At 33.6% G+C, this 23,553-nt stretch carries 23 protein-coding genes; 13 read left to right on the top strand and 10 right to left on the bottom strand.

The annotated features are described in order from the left end of the window. Positions 1 to 40: 40 nt before the first annotated feature. From NAMH_RS02585 to NAMH_RS02560, 6 genes are read right to left on the bottom strand one after another with little or no spacing between them, the layout of a single operon-like run. Positions 41 to 1,159 (bottom strand): murein hydrolase activator EnvC family protein, encoded by a 1,119-nt coding sequence (locus NAMH_RS02585; protein WP_015902529.1) that lies wholly within the window; start codon positions 1,157 to 1,159, stop codon positions 41 to 43. Next, positions 1,156 to 1,941, bottom strand: coding sequence for a hypothetical protein (locus tag NAMH_RS02580; RefSeq protein ID WP_012663820.1), 786 nt, complete (start codon positions 1,939 to 1,941; stop codon positions 1,156 to 1,158). Before NAMH_RS02580 ends, NAMH_RS02585 begins: the two co-directional genes overlap by 4 nt. Next, a complete protein-coding gene (locus NAMH_RS02575; protein ID WP_015902608.1) occupies positions 1,928 to 2,596 on the bottom strand; it encodes a cell division ATP-binding protein FtsE in 669 nt (222 codons plus the stop codon). Before NAMH_RS02575 ends, NAMH_RS02580 begins: the two co-directional genes overlap by 14 nt. Continuing rightward, positions 2,574 to 3,692 (bottom strand): tRNA (guanosine(46)-N7)-methyltransferase TrmB, encoded by a 1,119-nt coding sequence (gene trmB, locus NAMH_RS02570; protein ID WP_012663669.1) that lies wholly within the window; start codon positions 3,690 to 3,692, stop codon positions 2,574 to 2,576. Before trmB ends, NAMH_RS02575 begins: the two co-directional genes overlap by 23 nt. Beyond that, positions 3,692 to 4,888, bottom strand: a complete 1,197-nt coding sequence (locus tag NAMH_RS02565; protein ID WP_015902833.1) for a hypothetical protein — start codon at positions 4,886 to 4,888, stop codon at positions 3,692 to 3,694. The genes trmB and NAMH_RS02565 overlap by 1 nt, the downstream gene beginning before the upstream one ends. Then, positions 4,827 to 5,762, bottom strand: coding sequence for an RluA family pseudouridine synthase (locus NAMH_RS02560; protein WP_012663919.1), 936 nt, complete (start codon positions 5,760 to 5,762; stop codon positions 4,827 to 4,829). Before NAMH_RS02560 ends, NAMH_RS02565 begins: the two co-directional genes overlap by 62 nt. 210 nt (positions 5,763 to 5,972) lie before the next feature. On the opposite strand from NAMH_RS02560, the gene pyrH reads away from it, so the two are divergent. Genes pyrH through NAMH_RS02530 form a run of 6 tightly spaced genes read left to right on the top strand, consistent with a single transcriptional unit; the run spans position 5,973 to position 12,673 of the window. Continuing rightward, positions 5,973 to 6,692 carry a UMP kinase gene (pyrH, locus tag NAMH_RS02555; RefSeq protein WP_012663607.1) on the top strand — a complete coding sequence of 240 codons (720 nt, stop codon included), beginning with the start codon at positions 5,973 to 5,975 and terminating at the stop codon, positions 6,690 to 6,692. 10 nt (positions 6,693 to 6,702) lie between these two features. Then, complete coding sequence (locus tag NAMH_RS02550; RefSeq protein ID WP_015902105.1) at positions 6,703 to 6,906, top strand: DNA-directed RNA polymerase subunit omega; 204 nt, start codon at positions 6,703 to 6,705, stop codon at positions 6,904 to 6,906. After that, positions 6,903 to 9,017 carry a RelA/SpoT family protein gene (locus tag NAMH_RS02545; RefSeq protein ID WP_012663834.1) on the top strand — a complete coding sequence of 705 codons (2,115 nt, stop codon included), beginning with the start codon at positions 6,903 to 6,905 and terminating at the stop codon, positions 9,015 to 9,017. The genes NAMH_RS02550 and NAMH_RS02545 overlap by 4 nt, the downstream gene beginning before the upstream one ends. Next, on the top strand, positions 9,010 to 10,263 hold the full coding sequence (gene tyrS / locus NAMH_RS02540) for a tyrosine--tRNA ligase (RefSeq protein WP_015902272.1): 1,254 nt from the start codon (positions 9,010 to 9,012) through the stop codon (positions 10,261 to 10,263). Before NAMH_RS02545 ends, tyrS begins: the two co-directional genes overlap by 8 nt. Then, on the top strand, positions 10,263 to 11,348 hold the full coding sequence (locus NAMH_RS02535) for an NAD(P)H-dependent flavin oxidoreductase (RefSeq protein WP_012663805.1): 1,086 nt from the start codon (positions 10,263 to 10,265) through the stop codon (positions 11,346 to 11,348). The genes tyrS and NAMH_RS02535 overlap by 1 nt, the downstream gene beginning before the upstream one ends. Further along, a complete protein-coding gene (locus tag NAMH_RS02530) occupies positions 11,348 to 12,673 on the top strand; it encodes an N-acetylmuramoyl-L-alanine amidase family protein (protein ID WP_015902010.1) in 1,326 nt (441 codons plus the stop codon). Before NAMH_RS02535 ends, NAMH_RS02530 begins: the two co-directional genes overlap by 1 nt. A gap of 91 nt (positions 12,674 to 12,764) precedes the next feature. On the opposite strand, the gene NAMH_RS02525 is transcribed toward NAMH_RS02530, so the two are convergent. Further along, positions 12,765 to 13,385, bottom strand: a complete 621-nt coding sequence (locus NAMH_RS02525; protein WP_012663481.1) for a carbonic anhydrase — start codon at positions 13,383 to 13,385, stop codon at positions 12,765 to 12,767. After that, positions 13,378 to 14,565 carry a M20/M25/M40 family metallo-hydrolase gene (locus NAMH_RS02520; RefSeq protein ID WP_015902347.1) on the bottom strand — a complete coding sequence of 396 codons (1,188 nt, stop codon included), beginning with the start codon at positions 14,563 to 14,565 and terminating at the stop codon, positions 13,378 to 13,380. The genes NAMH_RS02525 and NAMH_RS02520 overlap by 8 nt, the downstream gene beginning before the upstream one ends. A 112-nt stretch (positions 14,566 to 14,677) precedes the next feature. On the opposite strand from NAMH_RS02520, the gene NAMH_RS02515 reads away from it, so the two are divergent. The 4 genes from NAMH_RS02515 (at position 14,678) to NAMH_RS02500 (ending at position 17,841) form a co-directional block, all read left to right on the top strand. Further along, positions 14,678 to 14,890, top strand: coding sequence for a hypothetical protein (locus NAMH_RS02515; protein ID WP_012663713.1), 213 nt, complete (start codon positions 14,678 to 14,680; stop codon positions 14,888 to 14,890). A 56-nt stretch (positions 14,891 to 14,946) separates the two neighbouring features. Next, on the top strand, positions 14,947 to 15,849 hold the full coding sequence (gene cmoB, locus NAMH_RS02510; protein ID WP_015902585.1) for a tRNA 5-methoxyuridine(34)/uridine 5-oxyacetic acid(34) synthase CmoB: 903 nt from the start codon (positions 14,947 to 14,949) through the stop codon (positions 15,847 to 15,849). A 147-nt stretch (positions 15,850 to 15,996) separates the two neighbouring features. Next, positions 15,997 to 16,878, top strand: coding sequence for an aspartate carbamoyltransferase catalytic subunit (locus NAMH_RS02505; RefSeq protein ID WP_012663916.1), 882 nt, complete (start codon positions 15,997 to 15,999; stop codon positions 16,876 to 16,878). Between the two features lie 3 nt (positions 16,879 to 16,881). Next, positions 16,882 to 17,841, top strand: coding sequence for an aminodeoxychorismate synthase component I (locus NAMH_RS02500; protein ID WP_015902009.1), 960 nt, complete (start codon positions 16,882 to 16,884; stop codon positions 17,839 to 17,841). Here NAMH_RS02500 and NAMH_RS02495 read toward each other — a convergent pair. Beyond that, positions 17,834 to 19,036: a GGDEF domain-containing response regulator gene (locus NAMH_RS02495; RefSeq protein WP_015902764.1), complete on the bottom strand. Its 1,203-nt coding sequence runs from the start codon at positions 19,034 to 19,036 to the stop codon at positions 17,834 to 17,836. The two genes, NAMH_RS02500 and NAMH_RS02495, sit on opposite strands and share 8 nt — an antisense overlap. A 64-nt stretch (positions 19,037 to 19,100) precedes the next feature. Continuing rightward, complete coding sequence (gene glnA / locus NAMH_RS02490; RefSeq protein WP_012663545.1) at positions 19,101 to 20,543, bottom strand: type I glutamate--ammonia ligase; 1,443 nt, start codon at positions 20,541 to 20,543, stop codon at positions 19,101 to 19,103. A 92-nt stretch (positions 20,544 to 20,635) separates the two neighbouring features. Here glnA and NAMH_RS02485 point away from each other — a divergent pair, with 92 nt between their 5' ends. The 3 genes from NAMH_RS02485 to NAMH_RS02475 are packed head-to-tail and all read left to right on the top strand — an operon-like array spanning position 20,636 to position 23,345. Then, positions 20,636 to 21,193, top strand: a complete 558-nt coding sequence (locus NAMH_RS02485) for an aminotransferase class IV (RefSeq protein ID WP_015902599.1) — start codon at positions 20,636 to 20,638, stop codon at positions 21,191 to 21,193. A gap of 12 nt (positions 21,194 to 21,205) precedes the next feature. Continuing rightward, a complete protein-coding gene (locus NAMH_RS02480; protein WP_015901881.1) occupies positions 21,206 to 22,954 on the top strand; it encodes a M3 family oligoendopeptidase in 1,749 nt (582 codons plus the stop codon). After that, a complete protein-coding gene (locus tag NAMH_RS02475) occupies positions 22,929 to 23,345 on the top strand; it encodes a hypothetical protein (protein ID WP_012663880.1) in 417 nt (138 codons plus the stop codon). The genes NAMH_RS02480 and NAMH_RS02475 overlap by 26 nt, the downstream gene beginning before the upstream one ends. Positions 23,346 to 23,553: the final 208 nt, after the last annotated feature.

Below are 23,553 nucleotides of genomic sequence, written 5' to 3'. Positions count from 1 at the left end.
CCATTGTAACATTTTCCATTTTTCATTGTTTTATAGCGTTTTATCTGAGATTGATTACTTTTAACGGATTGATAGGCTTATCTTTATATGTTACTTCAAATTCAAGCGCATCTTTTACACGTGCGATTATCTGTCCTCTTTTAACATAGCTGCCTTTTTTAAGAAGCGGTGAAATTTTACTGAGGTTTGCGTAAATACTGAACAGATTCCCAGAATGTTTTATAAACACAACCTTTTTATCTCCGTTATTGCCGATATACACCACTTTTCCGTTCATAATCGAACGAACTACGGAATTCGGTTTTGTTTTAATCGTTATAGAATCGTTGTAGATTTTAATTTTGTATATAGGATCAATATAAGAGCCGAATCTTTTAACAACCCTGCCGTATACAGGAGGAATTGTTTTTCTACCTCTGTACACCGCGGTTTTAGGTTTGTAATAGGCTGAGCCTACTTTTTTTACTTTTATTTCAGGAGCTCTTTTTTTAACAATTTTAAGTTCTTGAAGTTTTTTTCTCAGGCTCTGCTGTTTTTTTATCATAGCAAGAAGTTTTCTTTTGTAGTTTTCTTTCTGTTTTTTAAGCGAAGCAAGTTCTTTGATTCTCTCTTTTTTCAGTTTTGCAAGTTCTTCTCTTTTTTTTATCAGAGTCTGTTTTTTTTCTTTTATTGTTTTGATTTTATTATTGGTAATATTAAGGTTTTTGTCTATTCTTTTGTATTTTGACAATAGTGCCGAAATCTGCTTCGAATACACTTCAAGGGCTTTTTCGTTAATCTCGCTGTATATTAAGTCGTTTAAAGAATCTATCTGTTTAGTGTTAAGATAATAATTTTGAGAGATAAATTTAATTACTTCCGATTTAATCTCCTCTTTATTTCTGTTTAAACCTTTTGCGAGATCCGTAAGCTCATTTAATGTCTTATTTGAGTTTTTAAGTTCGTTTTCAAGCTTTATGATCTGCTGCTGGATTTTGTTTTCTTTCTGTTTTAAAAGATTAATCTGATTTTGCTTTTTTATAATTTCTTTTGCAAGAGAATCAAGTTTTTGATTCATTCTTGCTATCTTATAAGAAGTACTCTTCAACTCTTTTTTTGTTGATGTGATAGTTGCTGAATATGCGAATATAAAACAAAATATCAAAATAAGTTTTTTCATTTGTTCCTTCCAATAACAACTACTGCGGATGAAAGTAATGAAATTGAAAAACTTACAATCAGAAGTATTAAAAATTCCTGCTGCATATTCATATTAAGAGATATATTCAAATCTTTAAGAATGGTTTTATACATAATGGAATTTTGCATATAAAAAATTATTGCGAACGTACTTAAAAGCGCTATTATCGAATCTATAAAAGCTATTTTAAAAAGTGCCGCTCCCCTAAACCAAAAAGGAGCCCCGAACAGTTCCATTATATACATTCTTTCGTTGTGTTCCAGTTTCCATACTTCAAGCTGTTTAATTATCAGTAAAAATCCAAGTACGGCGATTATTATCATAAAAAGGTTACTTGTGATTTTTAAAAGCATCAAAAGATTGTATATTTTAGTCTGAGACGAACGGTATGTCAGTACTCTTTTTATATAAGGGTAACTTTTAAGTGTCTGTTCGATTTCGTTTAATTTTTGAGGAGACGGCAGAGTCTTTAATTTAAGTTTGTAAAAATAAGGCATTTTTATTGACGCTAAATTCAAGTTTTTAAATTTTCTTTTCATTGAATTTAACTGTTTGGAAATATCTATTTTTTCAATTTTTCCTATCTCTTTTATATCCAAATGGTTAATTTCTTTTTCACTCACTATCACAATTGAGTAGTTATTTAAAATATTTTGCTGATATTGGTGCAACACATTATTAAAGAGTCTAAACAAAAAAATACTTATAAGTATGGATATAAGTGCTAAAATCAATGCCGCATGGCTTTTAAGAGAGTTCATAAACCTGCCCTTTTTCAAGATGAATTTGTCTATAGTTTATATTAAACGTCTGAGGTAGGGAGTGAGAGGCTATCATAATGGTTATATCTTTTTCCCTGTTTGCCATAATAAACAGCTCCATTACAAGATTAGCGGAATATTCATCAAGCCCGGAAATCGGCTCATCCGCTAAAATCATCACAGGATCGTGAATAATCGCCCTGGCGATTGCGGCACGCTGCTGTTCACCTCCGCTCAGTTCCGCAGGGAACTTATCTAATTTATGGGAAAGTTTTACTTTATTCAAAAGTTTCATAGCTTCCTCTTCCGCCGTTTTTTTGTCTATTCCGGCAATTAACATCGGAAGCATTACGTTTTTGAGTATTGTCCATTCCGGAATCAGTTTGTAATCCTGAAATACAACGCCTAAATATTTTCTAAGATAAGAAAGCTTTGATTTTCTGATTTTGTTTAACTCTATTCCTCCAACATTTAAAGACCCTTTAAGAACGGGAACTTCACCGTAAAGGGATTTAATGATAGTAGTTTTTCCGCTTCCGCTGACACCCGTTAAAAAAACAAAATCCTTTGTATAAATTTTAAAATTCGCATTTCTTATTATCGGCTCGTTTTTATATCCTACATATAAACTTTTAGCCTCTACCAGTACACCCATTAAACAACCCTTTTAGTTTCATATGCGCCAGATAATTCTCTTTTATAGGAGCCGGTTTTTTAAAATATTCCGGTTTTTCCTGATTTAATATATATATATGTTCCGGTCTGTTGAAATTACCTATTGTAGCTCTAATAAGCTCCCTTTTATCGTCAATTTTAAATATTTTTTCAATATGTATTACGAAGTTTTCGTATATTTTAGGCTCGAAATCCAAATTTTCAAGCCTGCACTCAAAACTGAAATCAAAATTCTCATTCAACTCTTCACTGATTTCATGATTGATCATATAAATATCATAGATATCTTTTTGCATTTTTTTCCATCTGTCTTCATATTTACTTGATACTTCATAAGGAATATTTTTTTTAACTTTCAGATCAACCTTAGGGAATTTCATAAATTCGGAAAAAGAATATTCAAAATAGTTGTCACTGTCCGTTCTTAAATGCAAAAACCCGTCTTTTTGAAGCACTCTTACAGATTCACTTATAAAATCTTCGTTAATCACCCTCCTGTGCGGCTTTTTATCCCACGGAACGGGAAAGTGCACATATATGGAATGAAGTCTGTTTGAAGGAATTTTACTAAGAATTATTCTTGCGTCGTGATTGATGATTCTTATATTGTCTATATTTTCATGGATACATCTTTTTAGCACCTGTTCGATTGAAGGTTTGTGTATTTCAATTCCTAATATTATTTTATCAGGATATGTTTTTGCCAGATGAATTAAATGGCGTCCGCTTCCAAACCCAACCTCAACTATATCAATGCCGCTTAAATCCGATGTAATGTCAAGCAGGTTTTTATTAGGTATTTTTTCTTTGATCCCCTCGATATTTTCAAATAAAATCTTGGCTTCGTTTAATTTTACAAAAGCTTTATACGCTTTTTTAATCTCACTAATCAGCGGTCTTGTTATTTTGTCGTATTTTACAAGGTAACCATTGTCTTTTTTTAAAACTTTTATTAAAAATTTTGCATTTTCCGTTTGTACACCGATTAAATCATCAGCCCTGAATAAAAAATTTACTTCGTCAACTTTTACAGGAAATTTAACATCTTTTACTTTATCTACAACTATATGCGGCATTAAAAATCTACCTCCACACTGTTTGCTTTAGAGATAAGCCCGTATTTGTCAACTGCGTATATTTTGTAATTATATGTATGTTTATGCTGAAGTTTATTATCAAAAAACTTATTTCCGTGAACAATATATTTATATTCTTTTGCATTAAATAAATTACCCTCTTTTTTCACAATTAAATATTTCACAGCCCTGTCGTCCGGACTTGAAAGGATAAATTCAACTCCGTCGGGTTTAATGTTTGTAGACACTAACGGTTTAGCGGGAGCTGCAAGTGTCTGTCCCATAACTTCAGGTGTTTTATCAAGTAATGATTCGGTATCATGAATACTTACGGCTGTTACCTTATAATATTTGGTAACACCGTCTTTATTAACGACATCGGTATAAGTAGTCTGTTTTGTTTTTGCTATAGGAGTGTATGTAAGCCCCAAAAAACTTTTTGTATAAACTTTATAATATTTGGCGTTAGGTACCGGCGACCATGTTAAAACGATTTTTTTAGGAAGATTGTTTGTGGCTTGAATATTTTCGATTACAGGAGGCTTAGGATATGTAGAAACAGAAATAACTTGTGACGGCTGGGATTTTAATCCGTCGAAAGTATATGCGATTATTCTGTATTTATATATTTTTCCATCTTGCAGGTTTTTATCTATATATTCAACATTATATCTCGGTGTTAAATTTGCAAGTTCTTCCCATTTGGCACTTTGGTCGTTAAATCTTTGGATGATATATCCTTCAACTCTTTCGTTAGGATGCGGTCTGAAAATTATTTTCACCATTCCTTTTTGCAGCGGCTTTACTTCAAGAGGTATCACAGGAGCTACGCTCGGAAGCGTTTTTTGTGTAATTTCTTTTGCAAGAGACGGCACTTTTGATTTATTAAAAGTTGCGATTCTATACGTATAAGTTGTAGACGGCTTCAGGTTTGTATCCACATAAAGAGTTTGAAACGGATTAGTAACCGTAGTTAGCATCTCCCATTTATGGGTTTTATTATTGAATTTTTGAATGTAATAACCGCTCATTGAAGCAACCGGACTCCACTTAAGGGCAATTGCATTTCTGTCCGGATATGCGCTAAAATTTTCAACTTTAGGCAGATTCGGATTAGATTTTGGAGCAGGTTTATTATTTACCGCACAACCCGTGATAAGAAGTAAAAATATCAGAAATAGTGTCAGTTTCTTCATAATTGAATCCTTTAGGAAGGTTTTTTTTGAAATCATCAAACATTGGTGCAATTATACTAAGTTTTTTACCGCTTGGGTGAATAAAATAAAGCTCCTTAGCGTGAAGCATTACCCGCGGAAGCTTTTGTTCTTTTTTACCGTAGAGCGTATCCCCTAAAATATATCTTCCTATTGTCGAAAGATGGACACGTATCTGATGTGTTCTTCCGGTAAAAAGCTTTGCCGCCGCTACATTTTCATATACCGGCACAAAAAGTGTTTTGGCCTCACGACCGTTTTTTACATATGCCATTTTCAGACGGTTTTTAGGGTTTCTTGCAATAGGTTTGTCCACACATACCGCCTCTTTTAAAGGTTCGTTTAAAAGCATTATATAATATCTGCCCATTGTTTTATCTTTTAGCTGTGCGCTTAAAAACTCATGGGCTTTGTTGTTTTTGGCTATTATCAATGCTCCGCTTGTCTCTTTGTCTATTCTGTGAACAATTCCGAATCTCTCCTCCCCGGCTATTGTGGAAAGTCTGTAGTTTTTGGTTTTAAGCCAGTCAACAAGAGTGGCCTCTTTTACCGACGGTGCCGGATGCACTACAATTCCGGGAGGTTTGTTTATCACTAAAACGTCTTCATCTTCATAAAGTACGGGAATATCAAAATTCACCTCATAATCTTCTTTTGAAGATTCGGCCTCTTTTATTTCCACATCAACAGTATCCCCCGCCTGAAGTTTCACTCCGCCTTTTTTTATTGTCTTAGAATTTACGCTTACAAGCGAATTTTTTATAAGCTGTTCTATCTGATTTCTTGACACGTTAAGTTTTTGACTCAAAAATTTATCAACTCTTTCGTTTTTATCAGAAATAAATCTCTTTACCAATCATTTCCTTTTTTAAAAATTATAGCAAATAATATTCGTTAGTGAAGTTATTAAGGTTTTTAAGTTGTTACGGTTATTAAGTTCGATTTATTAAAAATTGGTATTGTTTTGATGTATGATTATAAGCATTTATATTTTTCATTTCACTCTGAGTTTTCCATTCTAAATTCTCCATTCTTATGATATAATACCGTTTTAAAAAGGCCTTCAATGAAAAGAGATCCAAAAAGAATTTTAATCAAGTTTTCAGGTGAAGCTTTAGCCGGAGATGACGGCTTTGGAATTAATACAAAAATATTAAAATTTCTTGCCGATGAAATCAAATCGGTAATAAAAGAGGGCTTTGAAGTAGCTATAGTTATAGGCGGAGGAAATTTCATCAGAGGAGTTAGCGCCGCTAAAGACGGTATAATAAAAAGAACTTCAGGTGATTATATGGGAATGCTTGCAACGGTTATAAACGCCGTAGCAATGCAGGAAGCCTTAGAAAACGACGGTGTAGGTGTAAGAGTTCAAAGCGCTATTAAAATGGAAGAGATTGCAGAGAACTTTATTGTAAGACGTGCAATCAGACATCTTGAAAAAGGAAGAGTCGTAATATTTGCGGCCGGTACCGGAAACCCGTTTTTCACAACCGATACCGCGGGTGTTTTAAGAGCCAGTGAAATCGGAGCGAGCGCTATTATCAAAGCGACAAAAGTTGACGGGATATACGATAAAGATCCGGCAAAATACGAAGACGCCAAGCTTTTAAAAGAAATAAGTTATGAAGACGCACTTAAAGACAACATAAAAGTTATGGACGATACGGCAATTGCACTTGCCAGAGAAAACAAACTGCCGATTATCGTTTGCAATATGTTTAAAAAAGGCAATTTGTTAAAAATATTAAAAAACGATCCTGATGCAAAATATTCAATAGTAAAATAAAAGGAGAATTATGAGAATAGAACAGATTAACGCAAGAGCACTTGAAAAAGTAAACTACGACAGATATCTTTTGAGCCAGGCAATAGCTAAAAGAGTAAATGAACTGATTAACGGAGCAAAACCTTTAATCGAGCTTCCAAAACCGAATATGCAGCTTACTGAAATAGCAACACTTGAAATTGCCGAAGGTTTAGTAAAGGTTAAAGAAGTTTGAGAGAAGATTTCCTTCATTTAATCGAAAAAATAAAACATATTAAAACTACCGACGAAGCCATAAGGCTTCTGCTTCACAGAATCAACACACCCCTTATAAACGAAGCTATAGAATTCGCAATTAAAGCCCATAGCGGACAAAAAAGAAAAAGCGGTGAAGATTATGTTATTCATCCGATACTCGTAGCCGCCATTACAAGTTATTTTAACGACGACGAAGATGTAATAACCGCGGCTATTTTACACGATATTGTAGAAGATACGAACTATACAATTTATTATATAAAAGACAAATTCGGTGAAAACGTGGCAAACCTTGTAGAAGGGCTGACCAAAATAGTAGAAATTAGACAAAGCTCCCTTATACCTTCAACTTCAAATGAAAAACTTACAAAATCGGCAATGACGTTTAGAAAAATGCTTCTTGCCTCTATCCAGGATATAAGGGTGCTTGTTATTAAGCTTTGCGACAGGCTTCACAATATGCTAACCCTTGACGCCCTTCCGCCTCACAAACAAAAACGTATTGCCGAGGAAACACTTGTGGTATATACACCGATTGCCCACAGACTCGGTATTTCCACACTCAAAAACTGTCTTGAAGACCTTGCTTTTAAATATCTGCTTCCTGATGAGTATAAAAAAATAGACGAATATCTTAAAAAACACAAAGAAGAGTTCAGACTCAGACTAAACGAATTCACTCAAAAAATACAAAAACTTCTGTTAAAAGAAGGGCTTAAAGATTTTGAAGTCAAAAGCAGGATAAAACATTATTATTCCATATTTCTTAAAATGCAAAGAAAAGGCATTTCCATTGAGGAAATTTTAGATCTTTTGGCTGTCAGAATAATAGTAAACGAACCTATTGAATGTTATGAAACATTAGGTGTCGTTCATCTTAATTTCAGACCTTTAATTTCAAGGTTTAAAGATTATATCGCCATTCCTAAAGAAAACGGATACCAAACACTTCATACCACGGTTTATGACGGAAACTCTATTATTGAAGTACAGATAAGAACGTTTGATATGGATAAAAACGCGGAATTCGGAATCGCCGCACACTGGAAATATAAACTAAATACCGCCCTTCCGAATATCAAATGGCTGGAAGATATGAAATTTGAAGAAGATATTGAAGATTTTTACGAACTCGCCAAAAACGACCTGTTTAGCGAAGATATTGTAGTGTATTCTCCAAAATTCGACACTTTCACCCTTCCAAGGGGAGCAACGGCACTTGATTTTGCATATATGATTCATACCGATATCGGAAATAAAGCAATTGGCGCATATATTAATAAAGAAAAAGCCACATTACTCACCACGCTAAAAACGGGAGACATTGTAAGAATCGTCACAGGCAACGAAGTAATTCCGAGATGTAGCTGGATTGAATCACTTAAAACAAGTAAAGCGAAATACGAACAGAAAAAACTCTGCCGACAAAAAGAAAAAGAGATAAACAGACGTCTGGCAATCGCTATACTAAAAGGCATCTTCGATATAGACGAAATTAAATTAAAAGCCTTGATTAAAGCCAATTACCTGTGTGACTCAATCAGTAAAATCGTAGAAGATAAAAATTTCTTAAAAGACGTTGTCAAAAGACTTTATAAAACAATGAGAAAAAGAAATATTTTATATTTTAAAAACATAAACCTAAAAGAGTTTGAATTCGGAAACATACGTATTCTGACAAACAAACAGATTAGCGATATCAGTTTTAATTACTGCTGTCATCCGAAATTCGGAGATAAAATTTTAGGCCTTCTGAAGAAAAAAGAAGTTGAAATTCACCACAGATTTTGTAATAATGCCGAAAAGAAAATCGACAAAGCCGTTTTTGTAGAATGGATAAGAAACACTCAAAACAGATACTTTTTAGTTGTAACCCTGCAAAATAAAAAAGGCGAACTTGCAAAATTCGTCAGTTTCCTAAGCAGACTCGGTGTATTTATCCATTCTATCAATCTCGGTAAAGAATCAAACAACTGCAAACTTGAAATAGAATTTGATTCTAAACTTTTCGATAATATAAAACAAAAAATAGCAAATGAATATCATATTATAGAATTCATATCGGCAAAGGACGCGTATAATGGATAATAAAAAACTGAAAACTGAAAATGGAGAACTGAGTATGGAAAAACATCCTAAACTTGAAGAGGCAATGGCTGAAATCCAAAGAGGAAGCAGTGAAATTATCGGAATGGAATATATCGAAAACCTTATAAACAAATATCTTCAAACGGGTGAGAGATTTACAATCAAAGCGGGATTTGACCCTACCGCACCGGATTTGCATTTAGGTCACACGGTATTGCTGCAAAAGCTTAAAACATTTCAAAAATACGGTGCGACAGTACAGTTTCTTATAGGTGATTTTACGGCTCAAATAGGTGATCCGAGCGGTAAAAGCGCTACAAGAAAAATGTTAACGCCCGATGAAGTAGCCAAAAACGCAGAAACATATAAAGAACAGGTATTTAAAATTTTAGACAGGGAAAATACTGAAGTGGTATTTAACTCAAAATGGTTAAACGCGCTCGGAGCTGCAGGGATTGTAGAACTTACAACAACTTATACAGTGGCAAGAATGCTCGAACGTGACGATTTTGAAAAAAGATTCAAAAGCCAAACACCTATCGCAATTAGTGAGTTTATTTATCCGCTGCTTCAAGGATATGACAGCGTTGCACTGAAAAGCGATATAGAAATTGGCGGAACTGACCAGAAATTCAATCTTCTAATGGGAAGACAACTTCAAAAAACATACAACGTCGGAAAAGAACAAAGCGTTATTATGATGCCACTTTTAGTGGGTCTTGACGGAATTAATAAAATGAGTAAATCACTCGGGAACTATATAGGTATTACGGAAGATCCGAATACTATTTTTGCAAAAGTACTTTCAATTTCAGATGAACTTATGTGGGACTGGTATGAACTTCTAAGCGAAAAGTCTTTAAAAGAAATCGAAGAGCTTAAACAAAAAGTAAAAGAGGGAATGAACCCTAAAATAGCTAAAGAAGCTCTTGCAATTGAAATAGTCGACAGATTCCACGGCGAAGGTGCCGGAATAAAAGCAAAAGAGCATTTCGATAAAGTTCATAAACAAGGTCAGATTCCTGATGATATTCCAGAATTTGAACTTGACGAACAAAATATAGTGGATGCTCTCGTAAACACTAAACTTGCATCAAGCAAATCGGAAGCAAGACGCCATATTAAAGGCGGAGCGGTGAGAATAAACCAGGAAAAAATTGATGATCAAAATCTAATATTAAAAAGCGGTGAAGAGTATATTCTTCAAATCGGAAAAAGAAAATTCGCAAAAGTAAAGGTAAAATAATGAAACCTCTAAAAATAGGTAAACATACAATCAAACACCCTATTATACAAGGTGGTATGGGCCTTGGCATAAGCTGGGACAGACTTGCCGGAAGTGTAAGTAAACACGGAGGACTCGGTGTAATCAGTGCAGTTGGAACAGGTTATTACGAAGATAAGAAATATGCAAAAAAACTTGTTGAAGGAAGACCTCTTTTAGAGAGTGAATTTTACAACCGTGACGCACTTTTTAAAATAGTTGAAAACGCGAGAAAAATTTGCAGCGACGCACCGCTTGGATGTAACGTGTTATATGCTATTAACGATTACGGAAGAGTGGTAAAAGACGCATGTGAAGCGGGAGTTGATATAATTATTACTGGTGCCGGACTTCCAATGGATATGCCGGAATATACAAAAGACTTCCCTGATGTGGCACTTGTGCCTATCGTATCAACCGGAAGAGCTTTTAAACTAATCGCTAAAAGATGGGAAAAAAGATACGGTAGAATCCCGGATGCCGTAATTGTTGAAGGTCCTTTAAGCGGTGGTCATCAAGGCTTTAAATACGAAGACTGTCTAAAAGAAGAAAATCAGCTTGAACATCTTATTCCTGATGTAAGAGCCGAAGTTGACAAATGGGATCCGAACATTCCTGTAATCGCCGCAGGTGGTATATGGAGCCATGAAGATATCGTTAAATTTATGGAACTTGGAGCCGACGGAGTACAGCTCGGAACAAGATTCGCACTAACACATGAATGTGATGCAAGTGATGAGTTTAAACAAATTCTTCTTAATGCAAAAAAAGAGGATATCGTACTTATGAAATCACCTGTAGGATATCCGGCCAGAGGAATCAGAACAAAACTCATAGAAAAAGTAGAAAAAAGAGAAGGACCTGTTATTAAATGTATCTCAAACTGTGTTTTCCCTTGTAACAGAGGCGAAGAGGCAAGAAAAGTGGGATACTGTATCGCAGACAGATTAGCGGACGCTTATTTGGGTGATGAGGAACTCGGACTTTATTTCAGCGGTGCTTACGCTTACAAAGCGGATAAACTCCTAAGTGTTGAAGAACTAATGAAAGAGCTGATCGGAGAGTAATGAAAAAATTTATTTTATTACTTTTCGCTTCTTTCTTATTTGCTTCAGTTTGTAATAAATCATCAATAAACTCGGCTTACAAGGATTATTATAAATTTCAGCAACAATATATTTCGGCAATATTAGACAACGATAAACAAAATGAAATAAAAGCATTAAAAGGTCTTGTTGAATGTGGAGAGTTTTTAAAGTTTAACGTCTCCGATTATAAACAAAAACTTTCCAAACTTACAAAAAAACAAAAACTGAAAACTAAAATAAACACTTCAAAAGCCAAACCGGATATAACACCGTCAAATAAACATGAAAAATTTTCAAAATATATAAAAATATATTCTTACAATCCTTTAAAACTGAAAATCCCAAATAACAACATCAGGTTTTTTACAATAAAAACCAAAATTTATAAAAAAATCATAGACCTACCTAATGCCATTATACATAAAGCCATATCCAAAAAATTAAATAACGGAATATATTTAAAAATAGCACAGTTTAATAAAAAAACAGTCAGAATCGTATATTATTCAAAAAACAAATTCACCATAAGATATACACTAAAAAATCATATTTTAACCATCACGGTAAACTCACCGAAAAAACACACAATAAAAAGTGTATTGGCTCAAAAACCAAAAGCCTACAAACCGAAAAGCAAAGTAATCGTAATCGACCCGGGACACGGAGGTAAAGACGCAGGTGGAGTCGGCATTAAAAACAGATATGAAAAAATAGCGGTTTTACAAATTTCAAAATATCTGAAAAATTATTTAACAAAAAAAGGTTATACCGTTTATTTGACAAGAAACAGCGATTATTTTATCCCCCTTAAAAAAAGAACTCATTTCGCAAACCTAAAAAAGGCTGACTTGTTTATATCCATACACTGCAATATAGCACCAAAACACAACCGCAGGATTCACGGAATAGAAACATATTTTCTTTCTCCGACAAGAAACGAAAGAGCCATAGCCGTGGCAAGACTCGAAAATAAAGAAATTAAAGGGCTCAATTACTTGGATCAAAGAGTAATTCTTAATTTTCTCAACAGAGACAGAATGATAGATTCCAACAAACTCGCTATCGACATACAACAAGGAATGCTAAGCTCCCTTAAAACAAAATACAATTATGTAAGGGATAACGGCGTAAGACCTGCACCTTTTTGGGTTCTTGTAGGAACACAAATGCCTGCAATATTAATAGAAACGGGATATTTAACAAATCCAATAGAATCATCAAGACTGTTTACATCAAAATATCAGAGACTGCTCGCCAAAGGAATAGCGGAAGGAATCGAAAACTATTTTAGAAAAAATCCATAAGTAAGTTATGAAGTTGTGAAGATTAGAAAAATTTTAATTTTCTTTGCCACTTCACATATGGCTGGTTGGGTAGGTAAACTACTTATCTGCTTTAATTGATTAGCTCAAAAATATTTTTTTCTTTATTGTAATTATACACTTCGCCCGTTTCTATAATGTAATACCATCCTATCAGATTCAGTTTACCCTCTTGTACTCTTTCTTTTACAAACGGATATGTCATTAGATTATCAAGCTGTTTCACAACATTTAACTGTTCCACTTCCCACTCTCTGAGTTTTGGATCCTGTATATGAATCACCGCTTTTTTTACATCGTCAATTATTTCAAGCCATTTTTTAACCATAGGCAGTTTTTCAAGTTTTTCAGCAGGATAAAAAAGCGCTTTTAATCCGCCGCAGTTGCTATGTCCGCAAACAAGTATATTTTCAACTTCAAGATATTTTACCGCGTATTCAAGAATCGAAGCAGTACATTTATACGTTCCGTCGTTTATTTCAAAAGGCGGTACTATATTTGCAATATTTCTTACTACAAACACTTCCCCCGGCATTGTTTTTGTAATTAAATTCGGAACAATTCTGCTATCACTGCAGCCTACATAAAATGTGTGTGGCTGCTGACCCTCTTTTAATTCCTGAAAAAGATCTTTGTGTGCTTCAAAATCCTCTTTTTTAAAATTCAAAACCCCTTTAAACAGTTTCTCACTCATTATTCATCCTTTCTATTAGCTCTATTATTGCAAAAAATATTTTTTTTACAGAATCGATTTTTACCCTTTCGTTTACGGAATGCGGATTTTCTATCACCGGACCTATCGAAGCCATGGATACATTCGGAAATTTGTTTTTCAATACCGCACACTCAAGACCTGCGTGTATAACTTTATACTCGGTATTCATAATTTCTTTTAAAATTTTTGCAAGTTCGCTCACTTCGGGCTTCCATGCAGGATATTCCCCTTCAAACTCTGTCTTGGCTCCCGCACATTTTTGTTTTATATATTCTTTAACTTCATACAGTTTTTCATTTGAATTGGCGCGAAGACTTAAAATAATATTTTCATTATCCACCATTGCAAAATTTACAGATTTACTGACAACCTGAAACTCAAAATCGTATTCAAGCACACCGTGAGGCAGTTTTTTTAAAAACTCAAGATAATCTTTTGCGATTATTTTAACTTCTTTTCCTTTTTCACTTGCAAAATTAACTTTTGCATAAGCATTGGCTGGAATAGAATTTCTTCTCTCCCCTCCTTTAATAGAACATATATTTTTTACTCTGCCGATCAGTTCCACTATAGCATTCGGAATATCCTTATCTATATCAACACCACTGTGACCTCCCGGAAGATTTTCAATTTTAACATCCGCACAAAATCCTGTAAATTTTTCGTATTCTATAGGATACTCAACTTTTACATCAACGCCTCCCGCACATCCGATATATATATTTTCATCTTCACTGTCGAGGTTTAAAAGATATTTGCTTTTAATATCAAGCTCCAGATTAAAAGCACCGATAAGACCTATTTCCTCATCATTTGTAAACAAAAATTCCAAATTGTCATATTTTTGCATTAAATAAAGCATAATCGCTACACCTATTCCGTTATCAGCACCCAAAGATGAGTTTTCGGCTCTAAGCCATCCGTTTTCTTCTATTATTTTTATATTGGGAGCCTTACCTACGCACACCATGTCATAGTGACTCTGAAATGCCAAAACAGGTTCGTTTTTATAAGCTAAAATATTTCCTGCCTTATCAATTTTATATTGATATCCGCTTTTGTTAACCCACTCAATAATAAAATTTTTAAGTTCCTCGGTATTACCGCTGCAGTGAGGTATTTTTGTAATTTTTTTAAAAATATCCAATACTTCTTTCATCTTTTTCCTTTTTATCTTTTTCTTTTCTTAACTTCTTTCCTTCACAACTTCACAACTTATCCACTTCACCACTTAACTACTTTTTAGATATAATTTAACAAAAAGGCCTTTTATGAAATATTTAAAATTCTTATTAATTATCATACCACTTTTTTTTATCGGTTGTGTTAATAAAAAAGGCGTTTCACTTAAATATTATCCTGAATGTCATGAATATTATGATTATTACGGCGTATATCATGAAAAATGTGACAATAACGTGTATAATTTCGATTCTAAAAAAGACAAAAAAGAACTGCCGCCTGTTTGTCTGGACTGTAACTGATAAATAAATGGATAAGTAGTGAAATTGGTAAGTGGTGAAGGAAATAAAGGGAGAAAATGGATATAAACAAAGTTTTAAAAGAGCGTCAAAAATGGTTTGAATGGAAAAACATAAAACCAATCTATGAAAAAATTGTTCAATGGCAAATAGAAAATAAACAATTAAATGTTAAAAATGTCAAATTAAATGACATAATAGAAATAACTCTTGATGAAAATAAAGAAAAATTAAAAGAAATAGAACAAATAGCTAAAATGCTAAAACCATGGAGAAAAGGCCCTTTTAAAATAAACGACCTCTTTATAGACACTGAATGGAGAAGTTTTATCAAATGGAATATAATCAAACCTCACATAAATCTTGAAAACAAAGATGTTTTAGACGTAGGATGTAACAACGGGTATTATATGTTCAGAATGCTTGAAATGAATCCGAAAAGCATTACGGGATTCGATCCGAGTGCACTTTTCAACCTGCAATTCGAATTTATAAACAATTTTATTAAAAGCGATATCGAATACAAACTCCTTGGAGTCGAGCATATACCTTTTTACGATAAAAAATTCGATACAATCTTCTGCCTTGGTGTTCTTTACCACAGACCCGACCCGATAACTATGCTTAAAGAATTAAAAGCAGGATTAAACCCTGGGGGAGAAGTTATTCTTGATACGTTAATAATTGAAGGTGATGAAGAAATAGCCCTATGCCCTGTCAGATATCAAAAAATGAAAAACGTATATTTTATACCTACATTAAAAGCGCTTTACAATTGGATAGAAAAAGCTAAATTTAAAGACGTTAAATTTATAGGAAAGCGTTATACAGATTTAGAAGAACAACGCAAAACAGACTGGATAGAAGGCGAAAGTTTAAACAATTTCTTAAATGAAGATTTAACGAAAACAGTGGAAGGCTATCCTCCACCTTTAAGAGTTTATTTAAAGCTTAAAAATTAAGCTTCAGCTCCTGCATTCATCATGAAGTAATATACTAACCCTATGAAAGCAAATGTTGTAATAAATGAAGCCGCTAAGATTGTTCCGAATCCCATTTTTTCTCCTTTTTTTTTGAAATATAGTAAAATTATACAAAAAAGGAATTAAATGTCAAAACATTTAACCCATACTGCGGATTTAAGTAAAGAAGAGATATTACAAATCTTCTCATACGCAAAAAATTTCTTGGATTTTAAAAAAAGAGACGACTTAAACGGAAAACTTATTATCAATATATTTTTCGAAAACTCCACAAGAACAAGAAGCAGTTTTGAAATAGCGGCTAAAAGACTGGGAGCCGACGTTGTCAATCTTGATGTTGCAAGAAGTTCGACCAGCAAAGGCGAAACGCTTTTTGACACGGCTGCAAACCTTGACGCAATGGGACCTGACGCAATCATTGTAAGACACAACCGTGCGGGAGTGCCTAAAATTCTTTCAAAATACGTAAAATGCTCTATTATAAACGCAGGAGACGGGGCACATCAGCACCCTACGCAGGGGCTTTTAGATCTTTTTACACTTATGCAGAAATGGGGCAGTTTAGAAGGTAAAAAAATAGCCATTATCGGAGATATAAGAAACTCACGTGTTGCAAACAGCGATATTGAACTTTTTACAAGATTCGGAGCAAAAGTACTGCTTGTAGGGCCTCCTCAGTTTTTACCTCAAACTCATTTCCCTACTACAAACAGTCTAAAAGAAGCCATAGATTTTGCAGATGCCGTAATAAGTCTGAGAACCCAGACTGAAAGACATAAAAATCCGACTTTTTCTTCACTTCAGGATTACGCGCAAAACTTCAAAGTTACCAAAAAATTAATAGGAAACAAAGATATTTTTGTTATGCATCCCGGTCCTGTACATAGAAACATTGACCTTGACGATGAAATAATGGATGATGAAAGATGTCTCGTTTTAGAACAGGTAAAAAACGGTGTAGCTGTCAGAATGGCAATATTAAAACATCTTTTAGGTGATTCGAAATAACATATGATAAAAAATTTAAAGTTCTTTTTAATCGATTTTGACGGAAACAGTTATATTGAGGAAGTTGATAAATTAAAAGAAGTATATTTTTCTTTTCCTTCTTTTTCCAATCATAATTTTAAAAACAATAAAAAATGTAAAATATTAAATAAAAAGCCAATACCTTTTAAGCGATATCAAAATGCGTTTGAATTTATTATCGAAGAAATAAAAAAAGGAAACACATACCTTTTAAATTTAACATTCCCTACAAAGATCGAAACAAACTGCGACTTGTTAGAAATTTTTTCATCATCAAACGCACAGTTTAAGCTCTATTTCAAAAACAAGTTCGTCTGCTTTTCCCCTGAGAGGTTTGTCAAAATACAAAACAACAAAATATCCACATATCCAATGAAAGGGACAATCGACGCTTCAATCCCAAATGCGAAAGAAAAAATACTTTCAAACATTAAAGAAATGGCCGAACATACGATGGTGGTGGATCTTTTAAGAAACGATTTGGGAATTATAGGATACAACGTAAAAGTAAACAAATTCCGATTTATTGATAAAATTAAAGCAGGTGACAAAGAACTGCTGCAAGTAAGCAGTGAAATAGAAGCAACCCTTCCCAACAATTGGCACTATAACTGGCTTGAACTTATAAAACAGATGCTTCCTGCCGGTTCAATTACGGGAACTCCAAAGAAAAAAACCGTAGAAATAATAAAAAAAGCGGAGAATTATGAAAGAGGTTTTTATACGGGAATATTCGGTATTACCGATGAAAAAACCTTTCTTGACAGTGCCGTAATAATAAGATACATAGAAAATCCTAACAACACACCTTCACAACTTCACCACTTATCCACTTCACAAGTTTACAACTACATCTATAAAAGCGGAGGAGGAATTACAATAGACAGTAATATTAAAGACGAATATGATGAATTGATAAAAAAAGTATATATACCTAATTAGCTATTATTTTATTTCTTCCTTCATATTTTGCTTTATAAAGCCTTCTATCGGCAATTTTTACCATTTCCGCAAGTGTTTCGCCTTCATCTGCTATTCCGGCGGAGAAAGAATATTTTATACCATTACAAGGTCTGAGGTTTTTTCTTATCTTATACATTACAATCATAGCTTCTTCTTTTGTAGTATCGGGCATATAAAGCATAAACTCTTCTCCTCCGTATCTAATAAGCAAGTCCGATTTTCTTATTGTGTTTTTAATGGTGTTTACGAAATGTATCAAAATTTCATCACCTATTTGATGTCCATATGTATCATTTATTTTTTTAAAATGATCAATATCAATCATTACGATAGATTTCTTTTCATTTATATTAAAAATATTTTCCAAACTACCTTCTAAAAACATCCTATTATAAGCACCGGTCAAAGGATCAATTTGAAGCTGCCTTTTTACTTTTTTTATATTTTCACAAATCTCTAATAAATTATTAACCCTTAATATCAGCTCTTCTTTTAAAAAAGGTTTGCCTAAAAAATCATTTGCTCCCAATTTAAGAGTTTTCAAAAATTTATCTGTTTGTGTATCTGAAGACAACACAATTACAGGTAGTTCAGTCATATTATATTTTTCACGCACAGCCAAAAGAAGTTCTTGGCCGTCCATTTTCGGCATAATTAAATCTGTAAGAATCAAATCTATACTGTTTGTTTTAAGTTTTTCAAGCGCTTCTAACCCGTCTTGTGCTTGGATGACGTTTATATTGATTTTATTTAATATACGTTTTTCTAAATCTAAAATATTTTTATCTTTGTCCACTATTAAAACTTTAACTTGTCTGTTTCTATATAAATGTTTTATAAATCTTATCAGATAATCTATAGTATGAAAATCATCTTTTACGATAAAATCTATTACTTTTTCTTCTAAATCAGAATTAATAAATTCTTTTTCAAACTGAGTCATAACAATTATATTTGAAGAAAACTTTAAAATATATTTAATATGTTCAGCATTTATAGAGTCCGGAAGCAAATAATCACATAAAAAAAGATCGTATTCTTGAAGGTTTTGTAACTTTTTCAATTCTTCAAAGTTTTTTACAATATCGCATCTTGCAAAAACAAGATATTTATCAATATTTTTTTTTAAGAGTTTCCTGTAGATTTCACTATCTTCTACAATTAAAATTTTCATAAAACCCCCTTTTAAACGGATTATTATATCACAAAAAGAAAAAGGGGGAGAAAATTTTGAAAAATTAGCAAGAGTATGAAGTTATAAATTCATACGGATGCGGTCTTCCTTCAACAGGGATAATTTCTGTTTCGTATTTGTAATCGATGTATGTTTTGATAAATTCATCTGTTAATACAGGTTTTAGGAAGCTGTTTGGATCTTTTAATTCATCTTCAACAGCATAAATAGCTTCTCTGAGTGTAGCAGGAAGCGTTCTGATTCCTCTTTCTTTAATTTCATCAAGAGTAAGTTCGAAAAGATCTTCGTTTAACGGTTCTTTAGCCGCTTCATAAATTTCAAGGTTGTTTTTAATTCCGTCAAGCCCTGCAAGTAGCATTACAGTAAACGCTAAATAAGGGTTTGCAGTTGAATCAGGGAATCTGAACTCAGTTCTTACAGATTTTTCACCCGCACCGAACGGAATTCTACAGCTTGCACTTCTGTTTTTAGCGCTGTATGCTAAAATGTTTGGAGCTTCAAATCCTGGCTGAAGTCTTTTGTAAGAGTTCATTGACGCGTTTGTAAATGCAGCTACAGCATCAGCGTGAGCAAATACACCTGCAATGTATTTTTTAGCAACATCGCTTAGGTTTGCGTATCCGTTTGGATCGTAGAACATATTTTTACCGTCTTTCCAGATTGACTGGTGAGTATGCATTCCGTTACCGTTGTCACCGTATAATGGTTTTGGCATGAATGTAGCTGTTTTACCGTTTAGGTGAGCTACCATTTTTACTACGTATTTAAGTTTTTGAACGTTGTCGGCAGCTTCTACAAGTGTTCCGAATTTAACACCGATTTCACCCTGAGCCTGAGCAACTTCGTGGTGAACAACGAATGTTTCAAGACCTACCTCTTTAAGTACTTTTACCATTTCAGCTCTTAAATCAACCATTGTATCAGTTGGAGCTACAGGGAAGTATCCGCCTTTAGTTCTCGGTCTGTGTCCGATGTTTAGTTCATCTCCCCAGTCTGCGTAATCGTTCCATACACCTTCGCTTGAATCAACTTCATAACATTGAGAGTTGATATCGTCTCTGATTACAACGTTGTCAAATACGAAAAATTCGTTTTCAGGTCCGAAATATGCAACGTCACCGATCCCAAGTTCATCCATATATTTAAGCGCTTTTTTAGCGATGCTTCTTGGACATTTTTCATACGGAGTTCCGTCAGTGTTGTAAACGTCACAGAATACTACCATTGTTGGATCAGCTGTGAAAGGATCTACGAAGTGAGTTCCTATTTCAAAGTCAGGTTTTAAAATCATATCAGATTCGTTAATCGGCTGCCATGCAGGAATTGAACTACCGTCAAATGGAATTCCGTTTGCAAGTACTTCTTCATCCATAGCATCGATATCATATGTTACGTGATGCCATACCCCTTTAATATCAGTAAATCTAAAATCAATAAATTCAATCTCTTTTTCTCTACATTCTTGTAAGAATTCTTTTGCAGTCATTTGCTCTCCTTTTAAAAATTTGAAATAATTATAACCAAGTTAAAATATTAAAATCAAAAATAATTGTATAAATTTTAATCAATGGAGTTAAAATGAGGTTTATTGAAACAGTTTTAATAACTGATATAATTGAAAACTTAGATCTTCACAACAAGCGAATGAATAAAACAAGATATGATTTTTTTAATTCAAAACCGCTTGATTTAAAAGATTACATTGAAATAAAACCGAATAAAAGAGTAAGGGTCACATATTCTGAAGATATAGAAAATATTGAATATTTTGAGCTGAAAAAAAGAGAATTTAAAAAGTTTAAAGTCGTGTATTCAGATATAGACTATTCATATAAGTATGCCGACAGAAAAGATTTAAACAGTTTAAAGCCTGAAGGCTTTGACGAAGTAATAATAATCAAAGACTCTCTTGTAACGGACACAACAATCTCAAATCTCGCTTTTTTTGACGGTAAAAAGTGGATCACCCCTAAAACCCCTCTTCTTAAAGGCACAAAAAGGGAAGAGCTTTTAATAAAAAACAAAATCACACCCGCTGATATAAACGTAAAAGATCTTAATTCATTTTCAAAAATTGCAATGATTAACGCAGTTTTAGGGTTTTTTGTAATAGATGATTTTGATATAATTGTATAAAAAAGGGTATAAATGACTTGGGATTTAACACCGCTATTCAGTTCTCTCACTGAAGCTGAGGAATTTTTAAAACAGGCTGAATTTAAAGCAATAGAATTTGAAAAAAACTATAAAAGCAGACTTTATACATTAACTCCGGACGAATTTTTAAATGTACTTAAAGAATACGAAGAAATTTGGGAAAATATCGGAAGAAGCCTGACTTACGCATATCTTGAATTTGCAACCGATACAAGCAAGGGAAGTATTCTTGCCAAATTTCAGGAAATTGCAAACAAAGCGGAAGAACACCTGATTTGGTTCGAACTTGAATTTATATACCTTCCGATTGACAAACAACAACAGTTTATCGATAATGCCGGTGTTTATAAATATTATTTAATTCACCTCCAAGAAGAAGCTCCTTATAAACTGAGTGAAAAAGAAGAAAAAATATTAATGAAAAAAGACCTCACAAGCGGCAGTGCGTTTTCAAGACTTTTTGACGAGCACATAAGCAGACTTTCATTCTTTTTCAAAGGTGAAAAACTGAGCGAAGAAGAAGTACTCAGCAAACTCTATTCATCCGACAGAAACGAAAGAAAAAAAGCGCAGGTGTCTCTCACACTCGGACTCAAACCTCATCAGGATCTTTTTGCATACATATACAATCAGGTTAAAAAAGACTGGAAAATCGATTTTATTGATATCAGAGGATACGATAACGTGGAAGAGCCGAGACACCTAAGCAATAAAGTTACCAAAAAAAGTGTTGACGCACTTGTAAAAACCGTAAACGAAAACACCTATTTAGTAGAAGAATATTATAATCTTAAAAAAGAGATTTTAGGATACGATCAGCTGTTTGATTATGACAGATACGCACCTATTAAACTTACCGACAAACAAGAAGAAATACCTTTTGAAGAAGCAAAAGAAACCGTCCTTAACGCTTTTAAAAACTTCTCGGACAAATTTTATGAAATCGCAAAAAAAGCATTTGATGAAAACTGGATAGACGTATACCCTAAACAGGGTAAAAGAGGAGGAGCTTTTTCTCATTCGGCTACACCTCACGCCCATCCGTATGTGTTATTGAATTACACAAACCAAAGAAGAGATATATTTACACTCGCACATGAACTCGGTCACGCAATACATCAATATCTTGCAAAAGACGTAGGATACCTAAATCAGGATACTCCTCTTACAACTGCGGAAACCGCAAGTATTTTTGCAGAAATGCTGCTTTTTGAAGAGCTCAAAAAATCGCTCCCGAAAAACGAGCTTATGGAAATATACGCCGGGAAACTCGAAGATATTTTCGCTACACTTTTCAGACAGATCGTATTTACAAACTTTGAAAGAAGAGTTCACGCGGCTGATGAACTCAAACCTCAGGATTACAACAAAATATGGATGGAAGAAAACCAAAAAATGTTTGGTGAAAGTGTAATTCTTACACAAAATTATGAGATTTGGTGGAGTTATATTCCTCACTTTATACATTCTCCGTTTTACTGTTATTCATATTCATACGCACAACTGTTGGTGCTAACACTTTACAAGTTGTACAAAAACGGTTTTGAAAACTTTGAAGAAAAATATATAGAATTTCTATCCCAGGGAGGCAGCCTTCCTCCTAAAAAACAGCTTGAAATGTTCGGAGTCGATATAGAAGATGAAAACTTCTGGCAAAACGGTATCGGGGCTGTTAGGGATTTATTAAATGAATTTAAAGAATTAAAGGAAACAAATGATAGTGAACCTACCCTATTTTAGAGAACTTAAAGAACAGCACGCCAAAGATATTTTAATGATCCTGCTTGAAAGGGACGAGCCTTTTTCAATTCTGGCTCATCTTCCGGCGATTAACTTTAACCCTGAGCTTCCGGAACATATCACAAAACAGTTTACAGACGTAATAATTTTCGCCATTGCAAACTACACATTGCAAAGCGCTCATATACTTGATGACAATTTTATATTCGAAGCCGGATTCGGAGAAGAAAACATAGGAAGTGTTGTAACGGTACCAATCGCAAACATTATACAGATAACTCAGGATGAGGTGCCTCTTTTCATTAACGCTGCGGCTACCCTGCCGAAAGAAGAAAAACCTAAAAACCCATTTGCTATGAATCCAAGAAACAAGAAATTTATAAAAGAATAATTTAATCTATTAGAGGGGAAGCACTCTATCTCCCTTCCAAACGTATTACTTTCTAATCAGTTTAGTTATATATCAGCTCGCTGCCCTATTAATGTGACAGACACTAAAATTAAAGATTTGTTTAATACAGACAAAGAATAAAGCAAAAGCTGAAAGTTCAGCAAAAAAGAATATTTAAACATATAAAATGTATAAAGACACCAATCAT

The organism is Nautilia profundicola AmH (assembly GCF_000021725.1).
Classification (GTDB): domain Bacteria; phylum Campylobacterota; class Campylobacteria; order Campylobacterales; family Nautiliaceae; genus Nautilia; species Nautilia profundicola.
Note: the sequence above shows the minus strand (reverse complement) of the source record. Positions and strands in the feature narration are given on the sequence as shown.